General features: G+C 29.3%; 10 protein-coding genes and 2 pseudogenes. 6 read left to right on the plus strand and 6 right to left on the minus strand.

The features are described 5' to 3' along the window. From AC2D8K_RS11865 to AC2D8K_RS11875, 3 genes and pseudogenes are all read left to right on the plus strand, one after another. A pseudogene (locus AC2D8K_RS11865) lies at positions 1-196 on the plus strand (UTP--glucose-1-phosphate uridylyltransferase); the annotation flags it as partial. Positions 197-215: 19 nt separating this feature from the next. Next, positions 216-1232, plus strand: a complete 1017-nt coding sequence (locus tag AC2D8K_RS11870; RefSeq protein ID WP_484698761.1) for a glycosyltransferase family 2 protein — start codon at positions 216-218, stop codon at positions 1230-1232. 680 nt (positions 1233-1912) lie between these two features. Continuing rightward, positions 1913-3083 (plus strand): annotated as a pseudogene (locus AC2D8K_RS11875) (CDP-glycerol glycerophosphotransferase family protein). A 562-nt stretch (positions 3084-3645) separates the two neighbouring features. Here the strand turns inward: AC2D8K_RS11875 and AC2D8K_RS11880 are convergent. After that, positions 3646-5400: a UvrD-helicase domain-containing protein gene (locus AC2D8K_RS11880; protein ID WP_194382067.1), complete on the minus strand. Its 1755-nt coding sequence runs from the start codon at positions 5398-5400 to the stop codon at positions 3646-3648. A gap of 1 nt (position 5401) precedes the next feature. Further along, positions 5402-7465 carry an ATP-dependent nuclease gene (locus AC2D8K_RS11885; RefSeq protein WP_194382066.1) on the minus strand — a complete coding sequence of 688 codons (2064 nt, stop codon included), beginning with the start codon at positions 7463-7465 and terminating at the stop codon, positions 5402-5404. 441 nt (positions 7466-7906) lie between these two features. On the opposite strand from AC2D8K_RS11885, the gene AC2D8K_RS11890 reads away from it, so the two are divergent. Genes AC2D8K_RS11890 through AC2D8K_RS11900 form a run of 3 tightly spaced genes read left to right on the plus strand, consistent with a single transcriptional unit; the run spans position 7907 to position 13746 of the window. Further along, the gene (locus AC2D8K_RS11890) at positions 7907-9421 is read left to right on the plus strand and encodes a class I SAM-dependent DNA methyltransferase (protein WP_194382065.1); all 1515 of its coding nucleotides are present in this window, start codon (positions 7907-7909) and stop codon (positions 9419-9421) included. Then, a complete protein-coding gene (locus AC2D8K_RS11895) occupies positions 9411-10643 on the plus strand; it encodes a restriction endonuclease subunit S (protein WP_194382064.1) in 1233 nt (410 codons plus the stop codon). The genes AC2D8K_RS11890 and AC2D8K_RS11895 overlap by 11 nt, the downstream gene beginning before the upstream one ends. Next, positions 10627-13746: a type I restriction endonuclease subunit R gene (locus tag AC2D8K_RS11900; RefSeq protein ID WP_194382063.1), complete on the plus strand. Its 3120-nt coding sequence runs from the start codon at positions 10627-10629 to the stop codon at positions 13744-13746. The genes AC2D8K_RS11895 and AC2D8K_RS11900 overlap by 17 nt, the downstream gene beginning before the upstream one ends. Positions 13747-13819: 73 nt before the next feature. Here the strand turns inward: AC2D8K_RS11900 and AC2D8K_RS11905 are convergent, their stop codons facing one another. The 4 genes from AC2D8K_RS11905 to AC2D8K_RS11920 all read right to left on the minus strand — a co-directional run bounded on the left by AC2D8K_RS11905 (position 13820) and on the right by AC2D8K_RS11920 (position 15310). After that, positions 13820-14041 (minus strand): hypothetical protein, encoded by a 222-nt coding sequence (locus AC2D8K_RS11905; protein ID WP_017175169.1) that lies wholly within the window; start codon positions 14039-14041, stop codon positions 13820-13822. A gap of 13 nt (positions 14042-14054) precedes the next feature. Next, positions 14055-14552, minus strand: coding sequence for a DUF1643 domain-containing protein (locus AC2D8K_RS11910; RefSeq protein ID WP_194382062.1), 498 nt, complete (start codon positions 14550-14552; stop codon positions 14055-14057). 14 nt (positions 14553-14566) lie between these two features. Next, on the minus strand, positions 14567-14878 hold the full coding sequence (locus tag AC2D8K_RS11915) for a DUF960 family protein (protein WP_194382061.1): 312 nt from the start codon (positions 14876-14878) through the stop codon (positions 14567-14569). A gap of 93 nt (positions 14879-14971) precedes the next feature. Next, complete coding sequence (locus AC2D8K_RS11920) at positions 14972-15310, minus strand: SAUGI family uracil-DNA glycosylase inhibitor (RefSeq protein ID WP_017175172.1); 339 nt, start codon at positions 15308-15310, stop codon at positions 14972-14974. Between the last annotated feature and the right edge of the window lie 215 nt (positions 15311-15525).

The raw sequence follows: 15525 nt of genomic DNA on the forward strand, positions 1-15525 counted from the left end.
TGAAATTCAATTAACAGATGCAATTGAACGTATGAATGCCGAAAGCCAAGTATACGCATACGATTTCGAAGGTAATCGTTACGATGTCGGTGAAAAACTAGGCTTCGTTAAAACAACGATACAATTTGCTTTAAATGAAGATTATATGAACAAAGAAATTATAGAATTTATTAAATCCATAAATAAATTAATATAAAAAATTTAGGAGACATAAAATGGATACAATTTTAATATATGGGACTTTTACTTCTGCTAAGGAGCTAGAACAAATATCAAATATGTTAGAAAACAGTTATAGAAAAATTATCATCGCTAATAACACAAATTCAAAATATACAATTAATTGTAATAAATTCAATGAGATGTTTGATCTAATAATTAATTTTGAAACCTTAAATGATTTAAATGTATTTGAAAAAATGGATATTAAAATCATTAGTTTAAATGAGCTACTATACGACTCATACGACTTTAAAATGAGTGTGATTATACCTGTATATAATACACAAGATTACATACATGAAACCTTAAATAGTATCATAAATCAATCTATGGCATTAAAGGATATCCAAATTATTATAGTAAATGATGGATCAACAGATGATTCTGATTTTATTTTATCTAAGTACCAAAAATTATATCCTAAAAATATTAAATATATTTATAAAGAAAATGAAGGAGTTTCGGTTGCAAGAAATACTGGGTTAAAATATGCGAGAGGAAAATATATTAATTTTATTGACTCTTATGATAAATGGGGGTTAACAACATTCAAAAATGTATATAACTTTTTCGAAGATAACCCTACTATCGATGTAGTATCAACACGTTTAAGCTTTTTTGATGGAATGGTAGGAGAACATCCATTAAATTACAAATATAGCAAAAAAGAAAATAAAATTATAGATTTGTATTATAACTATGATTACATACAAATGCATGCTTCTTCTTCTTTTTTTAGAGCTTCATCTTTACTAGATATAAAATTTGACACTAATTTAAAATACGCTGAAGATGCAAAATTTGTATATAACGTTTTGAAAAGAACATTTAAAATTGGTTTAATGAGTTATATTCAAGGTTGTTATTGGTATAGAAAAAGGAAAGATGAAACATCTGCTATCGATACAGCATTAACTAAAGAAAATTATTATAGTCATACTTTAGAGAATTTTCATAATTACTTAATAAATGAATATCAAAATAAAATTTACCTAAATATGTGCAAATGATGATTTTGTATGACTTGCAATATCGTCTAAAATATCAAACAACTACTTTTTCTACCTTAAATAAGAGCCAAATTGATGATTATACTCAACTCATTATTAATTTATTAAAAGTAATGGACGATGATGTGATATCCAATCCAAACTTAAAACATATTAATGCTGTATACCAGGTAGCTATTTTATCAGTAAAATATGAAGGCTATAATTTCAATATAAATAAAGAAGAGGGCATCTATAAAATCTTTTCAAATAATATTTTTATTAAAAACATTACAGATATGTATCTTAAAACGGAATATATCTATGAAAAAAATCAAGTATTAAAATGTGGATTTAGTTTACCAAATATTAATATGAATATAGATATTAAGCCCGTATTAGTTATTAATAAAAAAGAGATAATACACCCAAATAATGAAACAATTATTACTGAACAAACTTTTTTAAATATGAATATTAGTTATAATAAATTTTATCGTTTTGATATTCACTTACACGAAGGTATTAAAACAATAGAAGTGAAATATTTAGTTAACAATCAAGCATTGGAAAATATTAAACAAGTAAGTAAAACACTGCATACAAATTTCAGTAATACCAAGATTCCTTTTAGGCAGTACAAAAATAGAACTTTAAAATTAAAAGATAATAAAAAAATAATTAATTCTAGAAAACATATAATGCCAGTTATTAAAAACATCTTAGGATTAATAAAAAAAAGAAGCACTAGAAAATCTGGGATATATAAATTAATAGGTATTATCAACAAAAAAATTAATAATAAAAAAGTGTGGTTATTTGTAGATAGGTTGGAAAAGGCAGGAGATAATGCAGAGGCATTATTTGATTATGTCTATAAAAATCAAAAACAAATAACACCTTTCTTTTTAATTAATTCATCTAGTCCAGACTATATAAAACTACGAAACAAATATGGATCGAAAGTTGTTAGTTTTAATAGTAAAAAACATCATATGTTAATGTTCAAAGCAGAAAAAGTATTTTCTTCACATTCAGAGGCTTATCTAAATAATCCTTTTGGTACAATTAACGGTAAATTCATAAGAGAGTTATTAGATTTTGAGTTCGTTTTTTTACAACACGGTATTCTTCAAAATGATCTTTCTACCTTATTACACAAACGTAATAAACCTATGGACTACTTTATTACAAGCGCTAAAAAAGAAAAAGAAGAGGTTATACAAAAATATGGTTTCAGCGAAAAAGAAGTTTTACTTTCTGGTTTACCTAGATTTGATTTACTAAAAAGTAATAAGAAGAAAAAAATGTATTACAATTATGCCAACTTGGAGACCAAATTTATTGAGTGTAAATGATAATGAATTTTTAAATAGTTTATTCTTTAAAAGTTTAATTGAATTTTTATCTAACACTGAAATCCAAAAAATAGCTAAGCAAACTAATATGCAAGTTAAATTATGCTTACATCCGAAAATGCAAGTAAGATTTTCAAAGTTCTTTAAAACAATACCTAATATTGAAGTTATGGATCGTGTTAACTATAAAGATATAATAAGCAATACGGACATTTTGATAACTGACGTATCATCTATAGCATTTGATGTTGCGTATTTAAAAAAACCTATTCTATATTATCACTTTGATATAGATGATATATACTCATATTCTGCTTATGAACCCGGTTATTTTAACTACTTAGAGAATGGGTTTGGTCCTGTTGTTAAAGATTCTCAAACGTTAGCTTCGGAACTAATCAAAATTAAGAAGAATAACTATAAAATAAGTAAATTTTATCTTAGAAGAGTAGAATCATTTTTTGAATACAATGATGAATTTAATAGAGAAAGATTAATTGATTTAATATCTTAAAGTACTCACTTTAGAAGTTATATTTAAAACTATTTACTAAATTTATATGAATAATAACCCACTTTTAGAATAATAATAAAAGTGGGTTATTTAATATTTTTATAAAACTGTGAATTAATCTTTAAGTACTTAATATCTTATTGCTTTTTTGAAATATTAATATTCTTTATTAGTAATATCATTAATAAGGGTAACTTTATGGAAAACCTTATCACTTATGATACGCTTCTCCCTATCAGTGATTTTGCTAAAAATACCCAATTACTACTATAATAAAAAATCACCCTTATATAGGATGATTTTTTATTATATATAAGTGATTATTCATTTATATTATTTAGAAGCATTAAATGTTACTTTTTCAATTTTAATAGTTCAACTTTTGGATTAGAATATTTCAAAGTTTTCAATCTGTTTACTTCTTTTAACTGTAATTTAGGAAGATCTATTGTATCTTTATTTTTATAGGTCTTAGCAAATATATTTTCTTTTTAATCGTTTATAGATTTTATCTATTATTGAATTATAATCAAGAAATATACTGGATTTAAATATTCTTAGATTAGGTTATTTGTAGAATACTTACATCATAACGTTCCTTAATTTTCTTTTGTTCATTATTATCAAGATAATCAAATTGTAAAAAAAGTTTCTTCTTTGCTCGACTCATAGCTACATAGAATATACGATGCTCTTCATCGTTCATTAAATCTGGTTTCAAAAGTAGACTTAAAGTGTCTTTATTACCTATAACAAATACATTTTCGAATTCTGCGCCTTTCGCTTTGTGGATAGTAATATGATTACTTGTGTCTTCAACGATATTTGTACATATCACCATATTTTTATATAAAGTGTTTTCGTAAAAATCTTTTACTTGTCCCTTTCTAAACCCTGAAAGTTTAATATCTAAGGTTTTACATAAAGTATTGTAGAAATTCATTAATGTACCATTACCGTATTTATCATATTTATTAATCATATTTATTAGAGAATTAAGAGCTATTTTTTTAGGATTATTTTCATCTTTATAAATCGATTCGACTATTTTTAAGGCATCTTTATATTTAGTATTCTTAGCTAATTCAATAGCTTTTATAAGCGAAATAATAGTATTCCTTCTTTTACTATTACTATCAATTTCTTGAAAATTTTCCAATAACTTTTTATCAAAATTATTTCCTTCTAACTTTATTCTCATTGCATTAGAAGTAATATTATCTCTTGATAAGGTAACAAGTGACTCCTTGTTACAAATATTAACTACCTTAGTATAACTACGAATCCGATTTCCAATCAAAATTGTAACTTTATCATTTTTAATACCACTATATACTGTTTGAGTAATATCTTCTCTGATACTATTTAAAAAAGTAACTATTTGATATGAACTTCTATGATTTTCTAAGATAGTGTGAGAATTTATTGAATCAACTTTAAACTTCTCAAATAAGGAAACCCGTGCACCTTGAAAGCTGTAAATTGCCTGTGCCTTATCTCCAATAACCCCCACTATGCAACCTTTCTGTCTTATTTTATCTATAATAAAATCTTGTAATTGACTAGTATCTTGAAATTCATCTATAAAAAAGTAGGGATATTTAGCACATAAAATAGTGAGAATGAATGGATAATCTTTAATTAATACATATGAAAAAAACAAAACATCATCATGATCGATAATTCCTTTCTCCCAATATATTTTTTTATAATTTAATAATTGCTTTTCTAGTATATTTAAGTTTGATTTATTTATTCCTATTCTTTTTTTACTTTTTTTATCAATTGCTTGAGCTTTGGTATTATCACAAATAAATTGCACATCATTATTTTCGTAAGAAAGTTTCATAGATAGTAGCCAGTTTTGCAAAGCTTTCTTTAGGACTGGCACTTTTAGTAGTTGATTTCTATTATTAGGCGGTTTTAATTTCGTAAAATATTCAGTTTTTAACCATGCATTTACATATTTGTTAATCACAATTGGATCACTATGTCCTTTTAATTTTTGCACACAAATTCCGTATTCTTTGGGTAGAAAAGAACAATATGGTTTAACTACGTTTCTATACAAAAAGCTATGTATTGTAGATATATCTACTCTATTTGAAACACTTTTTCCTAATCTTTGTAAAACTGTCTGAGCAGCCGTATTCGTATAAGTAATACACGCTATTTTCTTCATACGTTCGAGCTTTTCAGAAGTTTGTATTACATTTGTGATATGATTCACCAAAAATTCAGTTTTTCCAGCACCAGGACCAGCCTGTATTTTAAAATCTTGTTCTATATTTAATTTCGCTTGAGCATTAATAATCATATTATTCACACACCCATCGAATTGCATCTTCTATATATTTTGGTACTACAAAATCTTCATATTCTATCTGTCCTTTTGACTCTAAATTATCTTTTAATACTGAAGCTAGCTCTAGAGCATTTTCTCCCTTTCCTATAGAATTTAGATATCTTGATGCTATTAATGCTTTCTTTTTTTCCTCTTCATTCCAGCTGTCATTTGTCTCGTTTAAAGACTCTATTATTCTCTTATTTTCATTAGACCTTGGTAATATTTCCATTAATTCTTGTAAAGATACTTCTTTTTTATAGTGATCCATTAATTCTGCTAGCTCTTGACTATTAGAAATCGAGTCTGTAAGTAACAGTTTTAATGAAGGATTGTCAAACATAAGTTGGTACTCAAATGTTTTTCCATATTTATTAGGTTGAACAAATGCTCGTATATTCCTGTGCTTATTATTTAGATATTTATATAGAGAATTATTAGTTGAATAATCAAATTTATCTAAATCCATTTCATATTCAAAAGGATAGCATGCTTTAAAATTATTTTTTTGCTCATTTTCATTTTTTTCTTTTCGCATTGGATCTAAATCTGTTATACAAGAAACCTTACGATTAATTGCACATTTATCATTACTATCAAACAAAGATAAAAAATGATTAAAATATCTCCCGCCTACATTTATTACTGCAACATGATTCTTTTCTAACGGTTTATTTAAATAGTCTGCAAATATATGTAATAGTAATTGTTCTGCTATACCTTCCACAAATATTACTTTTTCTGCAAATAGCATATTTGACTTAGTGGCATCTAAAAACCGTTGTACGTACTTCTTACTTTGAATATTCTTATCAAAAACTTTTCCAGGATAGCTAACATTAGTTTTACTATCATCTGTGTAAAGACAAATAATATCATCAATATTTGTAGAAGAAGAAATATGTGTTGAATGAGTAGTTATGAAAATCTGCTTTACCTTTTTTTCTCTAATGTTATTTTTTAAAAATTTAATAAATTCATTTTGCATAGTAGGATGTAGATGAGCCTCTGGTTCTTCAATAGCTAGTATCGGAAATACTTTTGCATTACTACCTAGAAAATTCCCATCAGAATCAGCTTGCATTTTAGACAATAGCAAAGCCATAAATATTAAATTATTGTAACCCAACCCGTTATGGGTTATAGGTAAAGTCATTCCAGTTTCATGCTTAATTATCAATTGTAATACAGTATAAATTTCACTTTCTGTAAGATCACCTTTAAAATCCGGTGTTGATTTATCATAAGATGCTCCTATGCTATTTGTATAAGACAAAATTTTTTGATTCCCACTATCTAATCTTTTATGAATAGTTTCAATCAAATCACTAGAATTATCAGAAAATTCTTTTCTTCTTTCTTCTAATTTTTCTTTCTGTTCCTCTTCTGTGATTGTTTCATCGGACTTTATATCGTAATCTATAAAAAAATCTATTACACTTTTTAATAATGTATTTTTACCACTAAACATATCTCTCTCTACATCTCTTATTGCGTCTAAAAATTGGAAATCAAATTTATTTAAACTATCATTATCTATAGGAATCTGATGTTCTGGATTACCCACCCAGATTTTATTGACATACAACCTAATAAATTGGCTTCTAATTAAATTCCATATTTCTTCTTTTTCATCTATATTTTTCACTAAATCTATGTAATTTTTTTCCTCATCTTTTGGTAAAAAGAATTCATATTGTATTCTAGCTTCATAAGGTTCTTCTAATTTAGTTAGCCAATTACTTACCGTAATTAACTCATCAGACATCAATCTTTCATTTTCAGACTGTGTCATACACACTGAAATTACTATTTTCGGAGCCTCTTCTTTTAAAGATTCTTTTGTTAAAGAGTTATTAAAATCTTCCACTGAAAGTTGCTTTCTAATTGAACCGTCAAATATTAAAGATAAAGCACGTAATAAATTTGATTTTCCCGAATTATTATGTCCGATTAATACATTAACGCCCTCATGGAAATCAATATCGATATTATCAAAATTTCTAAAATTCTTAATGTTAACACTAGAAATGTACATCTTTTTTTCTCCAGTTCTCTAAAAAATCTGCCAATTATTTGTTTCTTTTTAACTGAAAGCTAAAAGCAGAAATTATATTACATCAAATAAAGTTAGCAAGCTATTAACTACATTTAAATTTTTTATTAATTGAGTTAAAGATACCCAATTTATCTAGTCTTATATTAACAATGGCAACAATATCTACAATAACCACAATCTTCACAAAGGTAAGAATATGAATCTTCACATTTGTAACACCATCCACCTCTAAATCTTTTATCGTATCGTTTTAATTTATATTTTTTATTCATTTTAATTCACTCTTGTTTACTAATTTAAGATAATAATAATCTATATTTTTTTGATAGTCTAGATAAATTAAATATTAACAAAGTACTAAACAATAAGTCTTTATTTTTGCTATAGTTGATTTAACATTAATTTTAAGAGGTGTTATTAATGGCCACTATAGGTTTTGAAGAAAAGTTATGGCAAGCTGCCGATAAATTGAGAGGAAGCATGGATGCTGCTGAGTATAAAAATGTAGCATTAGGTTTAATATTTTTAAAATATGTATCAGATTCTTTTGAAGAAAAGTATGAAGAATTGAAGCAAGATCCTTATGCTGACGAAGAAGATCAAGATGAATACTTAGCGGAAAATATTTTCTGGGTGCCAAAAGAAGCAAGATGGCAATATATCAATGATAATGCGAAAAAACCAGAAATCGGTCAAATTATTGATAAAGCCATGATTGCAATTGAAAATGAAAACGAATCACTCAAAGGTGTGTTACCTAAAGAATATGCGCGTCCTGCGTTAGATAAAGAAAAATTAGGCGATATTATTGATTTATTTACATTTAAAGTTGGCGATACTGAAAGTCGTAAGCAAGATGTATTGGGCCGAGTGTATGAATACTTTATTGCTAAATTTGCAAGTGCCGAAGGTAAAAATGCCGGAGAGTTCTATACACCATCATCAATTGTAAAATTATTAGTTGAGATGATTGAGCCTTATAAAGGTCGTATTTACGATCCATGCTGTGGTTCAGGTGGGATGTTTGTACAAAGTGAACGCTTTGTTGAAAAACATCAAGGTCGATTAGATGATATTGCGATTTATGGACAAGAGTCTAATCCTACGACTTGGAAATTAGCCAAAATGAACTTAGCGATTCGTGGGATTGATAATGACTTAGGTGAACGAAATGCTGATACATTCCATAACGATCTACATAAAGGATTAAAGGCAGATTACATATTAGCCAATCCTCCTTTTAATGCAAGTGATTGGGGTCAAGAACGATTACTTGATGATTATCGTTGGCAATTTGGAGTACCTCCAAAAGGCAATGCCAACTACGCATGGATTGAACATATGATTTCAAAGTTAGCACCTAATGGTACAGCAGGATTCGTATTAGCCAACGGATCAATGTCTACAAGTGGAAAAGATGAATTAGAAATTCGTAAAAATCTCATTGAACAAGATCTAGTTGAATGTATTGTTACCTTACCAGGTCAACTCTTTTATTCAACTCAAATACCCGTATGTCTTTGGTTCATTAGTAATAATAAAGGTCAAAATGGTAAAAAAGAGCGACAAAATGAAATTTTATTTATCGATGCCCGTGAAATCGGTCATATGGTATCTAGAACATTAAAAGAATTTTCAGATGAAGATATTCAGAAAGTAGCACAAACGTATCATGCTTGGAAAGGTACAAGTGATAAACAATATAAAGATATAGCTGGTTTTTGTAAAGTAGCTAACCTTGAAGAAGTTAAGAATAATGAATATATTTTAACCCCTGGACGTTATGTAGGTTTAGCTGATGTTGAAGAAGATTCAGAACCATTTGAACAGAAAATGGAAAGAATCACAGCAGATTTAAGTGAACAATTTGCGAAATCAAAAGAACTCGAAAACCAAATCCGAAAATCATTGGAGGGATTAGGTTATGGAGTTTGAGACATTTAATTTAACTGATTTATATACTATTAGTTCAGGTTTATCAAAAAATAGAAAATATTTTGGTACTGGTACACCTTTTTTAACATTTAAAGATGTATTCGATAATTTAATATTACCTAATGAATTTTCTGGGCAAGTTATAACTGAAGAAAAAGAAAGAGAAAAGTATTCAGTTAAAAAAGGAGACCTTTTTTTAACAAGAACTAGTGAGAAACAAAATGAGTTAGGTATAAGTGCAGTAGCTTTAAAAGACTATAAAAATGCGACTTTTAATGGATTTACCAAAAGATTAAGACCAAACAAATATTGTGAGAATAAATTGTTACCAGTATATGCTGCATTTTATTTTAGAAGTAATAATTTTAGAAATCAAGTAAATTCTATGTCTATCATGTCTACAAGGGCAAGTTTAAATAACGAAATGATTTCAAAACTTAAAATTACTATACCTAGCCTTCAAAATCAGATGAAAATTAGTCATATACTATTAGCATTTTTAAAAAAAGAAAAAATCAATCAAAAAATCATAGCAATCCTAGAGGAACTATCACAAACATTGTTTAAACATTGGTTTGTTGATTTTGAATTTCCTGATGAAAATGGAAATCCATACAAATCAAGCGGCGGAGAGATGATTGATAGTGAGTTGGGAGAAATGCCATTGAGTTGGAAAGTTCATAAGTTGAATGATATTTTCAAAATAAATTATGGTAAGAATTTACCAACTAAGAAAATTTTGAATACTGGTTATCCGGTTTTTGGTGGAAATGGTATTATTGGCTATTACTCGAGTTATATGTATGAAAACCCAAAAATTCTAATTTCTTGTCGGGGTGCAGCTTCGGGAAAAATTCATATTTCTAAAGAAAAATCATTTGTTACAAATAACTCAATTGTTCTCAATGAAAAGCAAAAAAATTATTTTTACTATTTTAAAGAACTTTTTAAATACAATGATTTTAAACGCTATACAACAGGGTCAGCACAGCCTCAAATTACTATTGCTAACATAAAAGATCTTATGTACTTAACTCCTGATACGAATATAATAGATCAATTTAATAACAAAATTAGTTCTTTATTTAACCAAAAAAATAATTATGAAGATGAAAACCAAAATTTAACCCAACTACGTGACACATTACTACCAAAATTAATGTCAGGTGAAATTGAGATACCTGATGATATCGAGGTGAATGAAGATGGGCTTTCAATTTAGTGAAGATGATTTAGAACAGGTTGCATTAGAATGGTTACAATTACTAGGGTATGACTATAAAAAAGGTAATGAGATTAGTATGACAGGTCTAACGCCAGAACGTAAAAGTGATAAAGATGTTGTCCTTCATGAACGTTTAGAGAAAGCATTAAGAAAAATCAACTCAGACATCCATCCTCGTTTTATTGAAAAAGCGATACATGAACTAACTTTAGAGAAGTCGCCCAATCTTTTAGAAAATAACCTTACCTTTCATGAAAATTTGATTAATGGTATTGAAATTGAAGACTATGATGACGAAGGACAATCGGTAGTAGAAATTGTTAAAATCGTTGATTTTGAACATCCACAAAACAATGATTTTTTAGCAGTCAATCAATTCACGGTCGTTAATGGAGACTATACAAAACGTCCCGATATTGTACTCTTTATCAATGGCTTGCCTATCGTTGTGATCGAACTTAAAAATTCAACCAATGAAACCGTAGGCGTCGAAGATGGTTATCATCAATTAGAAACGTATAAGATGCGTATTCCACAATTATTTACATTTAATGAAGTGCTTGTTACAAGTGATGGTATTAATACTAAAGCCGGTTCACTAACTGCGAACTATGATCGTTTTATGACTTGGCGTTCTAAAGATGGAGAAACGGAATCTTCGTCAAGTTTAGCTAGCTTAGACGTACTCATTCATGGCATGTTAAATCCAGAAACCTTACTTGATTTAATTCGATATTTTGTATTATTCCAAGATGATGGTAAAGGGCATATCAGTAAAATTCTAGCAGCGTATCATCAATACTATGCTGTTAATAAAGCTGTTGATAGAGCTTTATTAGCTTCATCTGGGCATGGTGATGGTAAAGGTGGCGTTATTTGGCATACTCAAGGATCTGGTAAAAGTTTAACCATGGTCTTTTTCTCTGGAAAATTAATTCAAATGCTGAATAATCCTACATTAGTTGTCGTAACAGACCGTAATGATTTAGATAACCAACTATACAGTACGTTTGTTAAATCAAAAGGTCGCTCTGGTAAAGGATTATTAAGACAAACACCAAAACAAGCTGAAACACGTAAAGAATTAAAATCGTTATTATCTGTTGAGTCGGGTGGTATTGTATTTACAACAATGCAAAAATTTGAACCTGAACAAAATGAAACGACCATGGCTGCCTTAACAGAACGTAAAAATGTGATTGTCATGGCAGATGAAGCACATCGTACACAATATGGCTTTAACGCTAAATATGATGATAAAGGTGAAGGGATTAAATATGGTTATGCTAAATATTTAAGAGATGCTTTACCGAATGCAACGTTTGTAGGATTTACGGGTACACCCGTAGCTTCAACGGATAAAAATACGCAAATGGTTTTCGGAAACTATATTGATGTTTATGATATGACACAGGCTGTAGCTGATGGAAGTACGGTTAAAATTTACTATGAAAGTCGTGTAATTCCATTAAATCTACCCCAAAATTTAGATTTAGATGAAGCATATAATGACATTACAGAAGATCAAGAAGAGGATGTAAAACAGCGTTTAAAATCAAAATGGTCCCGTATTGAAGCTTTAGCTGGCGCAAAACCTCGTGTTGAAGCTTTAGCCAAAGACATCATTCAACATTTTGAAACACGTCAGCAAGCGATGAAAGGTAAAGGGATGATTGTGACTATGAGTCGTCGAATTGCTGTTGATTTATACGATGAAATTATTCGTCAAAAACCGGAATGGCATTCAGATGATGATGATAAAGGCGTCATCAAAGTAGTGATGACAGGTTCATCCAGCGACCCTGCTTCTTTCCAAAGACATATTGGTCCAAAAAAGCGTCGTAATTTATTAGAAAAACGTATGAAAGATGTGAATGATGAATTACAACTCGTGATTGTTCGAGATATGTGGCTCACAGGATTTGATGTACCTTCCATGCATACCATGTATATCGATAAACCGATGAAAGGTCATAATTTAATGCAAGCAATTGCTCGTGTCAATCGAGTGTTTAAAGATAAACCAGGCGGATTAATTGTCGACTATGTGGGTATTGCTGAAAGCTTAAAAGAGGCACTCAAAGAATATACAGAATCTGATCAAGCACAAACGGCGATAGATACAGATAAAGCGGTTGAATTGATGTTATTGAAATATGATGTGATTCAAGATATGTTATATAATCTTAACTATTCTAAGTTTAATTCAGAGAAAAAGTCTGAACGTTATTATGCGATTTCAGATACGATGGATTATGTGATTGGTTTAGGCGAAGATGAACGCCAGCGTTTTATTAAAACGGTCACAGAGTTAGGGAAAGCTTTTGCTCTTTGTGCGACTGAACCAACAGCCCAAGAACTCAATGATGAAATTGCCTTCTTTAAAGCAGTTAAAGCAGGACTTGTTAAATTGTTACAACCACCAAAAGAAGGGAAAACACGTAAAACTCCTGCAGAAGTTGAAGCAGAGATTAATCAACTTGTGTCACAATCTGTTGTGACTGAAGATGTCATTGATGTTTACCAAACGCTAGGTCTTGAACAACCCGATTTATCAATCCTATCAGATGATTTCTTAAAAGATGTCGAAGGATTGAAACAAAAAAATGTAGCCGTAGAATTATTAAATCGATTACTCAAAGGGCAAGTTAAATCATTAATGAAAACGAATGCGACAGTATCTAAGCGCTTCTCTGAGATGTTAGGAAATTCGATTAATAAATATAATAGCCGTTCCATTGAAACATCAAAAGTGATTGAAGAACTCATTCAACTCGCTAAAGATATTAAACAAGAACAACAACGAGGAAATGAATTAGGCTTGAATTCAGATGAGATTGCGTTTTACGATGCTTTAGCTTCACATGAAACAGCAAAAGAAGCCATGGGAGATAAAGAACTACGTGCGATTGCTCATGAACTAACTAAAACAGTGAAAGAAAACATGGGTGTTGATTGGTCTAAACGTGATAGCGCAAAAGCTAAAATGCGCGTAGCTGTGAGACGATTGCTTAAGAAATATGGTTATCCACCAGATTTACAAAAAATGGCTGTAGAGCAGGTTGTGGAGCAAGCAGAACTTATGGCGAGTAATCAGTAAAAAAATAAACTAAAAGAGCATCCCTCACCGCAAAGTGAAGGATGCTCTATTTTTATTGTAAGTAATATAATTTTCATTTTGATAAATAATGGTTGATAATTGTCTGTAAATCATTATTAAGTACCGTTGTAATACAATCATCATTCATAAAATCATCATAGATTTTATCCAATATTTCTTCATTTTCAATTGCTGTGAAATGACTTATTAGACCTTTTACTATTGAAACGTAATCTTGCGATTCTAAATAACTAGCAACCGTTCGCCAGTCTGAGTGCGTGGTTTCATGGTTCATAGATAATCCTCCCTTATTTCAATGTCCATTTTTGACGTGCTTTAGGATTAAGTGGATGCATAATTTCATTTGTTACTGGATTAATAAGCTTTTTGACTTTCTTTTTATGAGGTTTTAACATTTCCATTACTTGCTCAACACGTTCGACGACAACAGGCCGATTCGCATAGGCACCATAAGCAAGAATCACTGTGTCACTTTCACTTATCGCTTTCATCAAGTGAATATCAGTGTGCTCATCATATGGATTTTTGATATGTTTGAGATTTTCTGGACTTTTAATATTAGAGAATAGATTAACTAGGTATACAGCGCCATATTGTTCAGAATTAGCTAATTGGTTAAGAATAAGAACAGTGGTAAGATCGAGTGATAATACGCCATCTAAATGAGGGTACATCGTTATGACTGTACATGCGGGTTTCTTGTTATCCCATGTCTTTTTTAGTAAGTAGCGGTGTTGTTCATCATCGCTAAATATGGCTTCTGTCGTACTTTTGATTGTATTCATATTTGTCACTCCTTTTAGTATTCTTCGGGTAAAAGCATCACATAATAAAAATCGTCCACGTCATCTTCACGAATGACGTAGACTTTCTTAGGTAATGCATTTTGATTTTTTTCATAGTTTGTATAGTGATATTCTAACTTGTATGCGGGCTGTTCTTGTTCATGTGTAATTGACAACATATTATCATCTTCTTGTAGTTTGAAAATGTGTAGGTAATCGGTATGAGGCTGGTTATCTTTTTCTTCTACCATGTGCCAAAGTAAGGTTTGAAGGTCTAGTGGAATACTTTCATTAATTCCTCTTGTGATGTATCGATTGATGTTCATACTATTTTCCTCCATTCTGTTTTTCTTTCATAATCTCAATGACTTCATTGATAACTGTGACAGATAGTTGAGCGACCTTAATCCAGTTCATAATTACTCGCCCCCTTTTTGTAACAAGTAGCGTTCATCAATAATAATTTGATGAGTGTCATTTAAAAATATAAAGTCTAAATCAAAATTATCTAAATAACCTATTGCTACTAATTCCTTATCTAGATAACATAAAAAAGGATAAATACTGATTTCATGTAATTCATCATTGTAATAGGTAAAAGTATTTAAAATTTTATGTTCAAGTGGACTATTTTTAATATATTTTTCAGGTAATACATCTTCAGCCACCGCATCTACGTTTTCACAAGCCCAATTTTCTTGATAATTTAATTTAAATCGTTCAGTAATATACGTTTTAAGTTGTTTGCTTAGCGTCATTATAATGACCTCCTTAATTAATAATTTGTACTCCATAAATAAAATATATATTTATAAAATATTTCAAAATTCCTCCACTTTTGTCACTCTAAAAAAGTGGTAAAAGTGATAAATTTTCAATCCTATTTTCATTTGCGACATTTATCACAAAGTTAAATTTAGGCATAAAAAAAGACCCCCAATCTTTTTTCAAAGATTGAGGGATAAGACTTTCA

Source organism: Staphylococcus sp. 510 (genome assembly GCF_057219715.1).

What these genes read in the sequence shown, in the direction of transcription:
- AC2D8K_RS11885 (WP_194382066.1), bottom strand. Translation starts at nt 7,465, where the DNA reads ATGTACATTTCTAGTGTTAACATTAAGAATTTTAGAAATTTTGATAAT.
- AC2D8K_RS11910 (WP_194382062.1), bottom strand. Translation starts at nt 14,552, where the DNA reads ATGAATACAATCAAAAGTACGACAGAAGCCATATTTAGCGATGATGAA.
- AC2D8K_RS11905 (WP_017175169.1), bottom strand. Translation starts at nt 14,041, where the DNA reads ATGAACCATGAAACCACGCACTCAGACTGGCGAACGGTTGCTAGTTAT.
- AC2D8K_RS11890 (WP_194382065.1), top strand. Translation starts at nt 7,907, where the DNA reads ATGGCCACTATAGGTTTTGAAGAAAAGTTATGGCAAGCTGCCGATAAA.
- AC2D8K_RS11900 (WP_194382063.1), top strand. Translation starts at nt 10,627, where the DNA reads ATGGGCTTTCAATTTAGTGAAGATGATTTAGAACAGGTTGCATTAGAA.
- AC2D8K_RS11920 (WP_017175172.1), bottom strand. Translation starts at nt 15,310, where the DNA reads ATGACGCTAAGCAAACAACTTAAAACGTATATTACTGAACGATTTAAA.
- AC2D8K_RS11880 (WP_194382067.1), bottom strand. Translation starts at nt 5,400, where the DNA reads ATGATTATTAATGCTCAAGCGAAATTAAATATAGAACAAGATTTTAAA.
- AC2D8K_RS11895 (WP_194382064.1), top strand. Translation starts at nt 9,411, where the DNA reads ATGGAGTTTGAGACATTTAATTTAACTGATTTATATACTATTAGTTCA.
- AC2D8K_RS11915 (WP_194382061.1), bottom strand. Translation starts at nt 14,878, where the DNA reads ATGAACATCAATCGATACATCACAAGAGGAATTAATGAAAGTATTCCA.
- AC2D8K_RS11870 (WP_484698761.1), top strand. Translation starts at nt 216, where the DNA reads ATGGATACAATTTTAATATATGGGACTTTTACTTCTGCTAAGGAGCTA.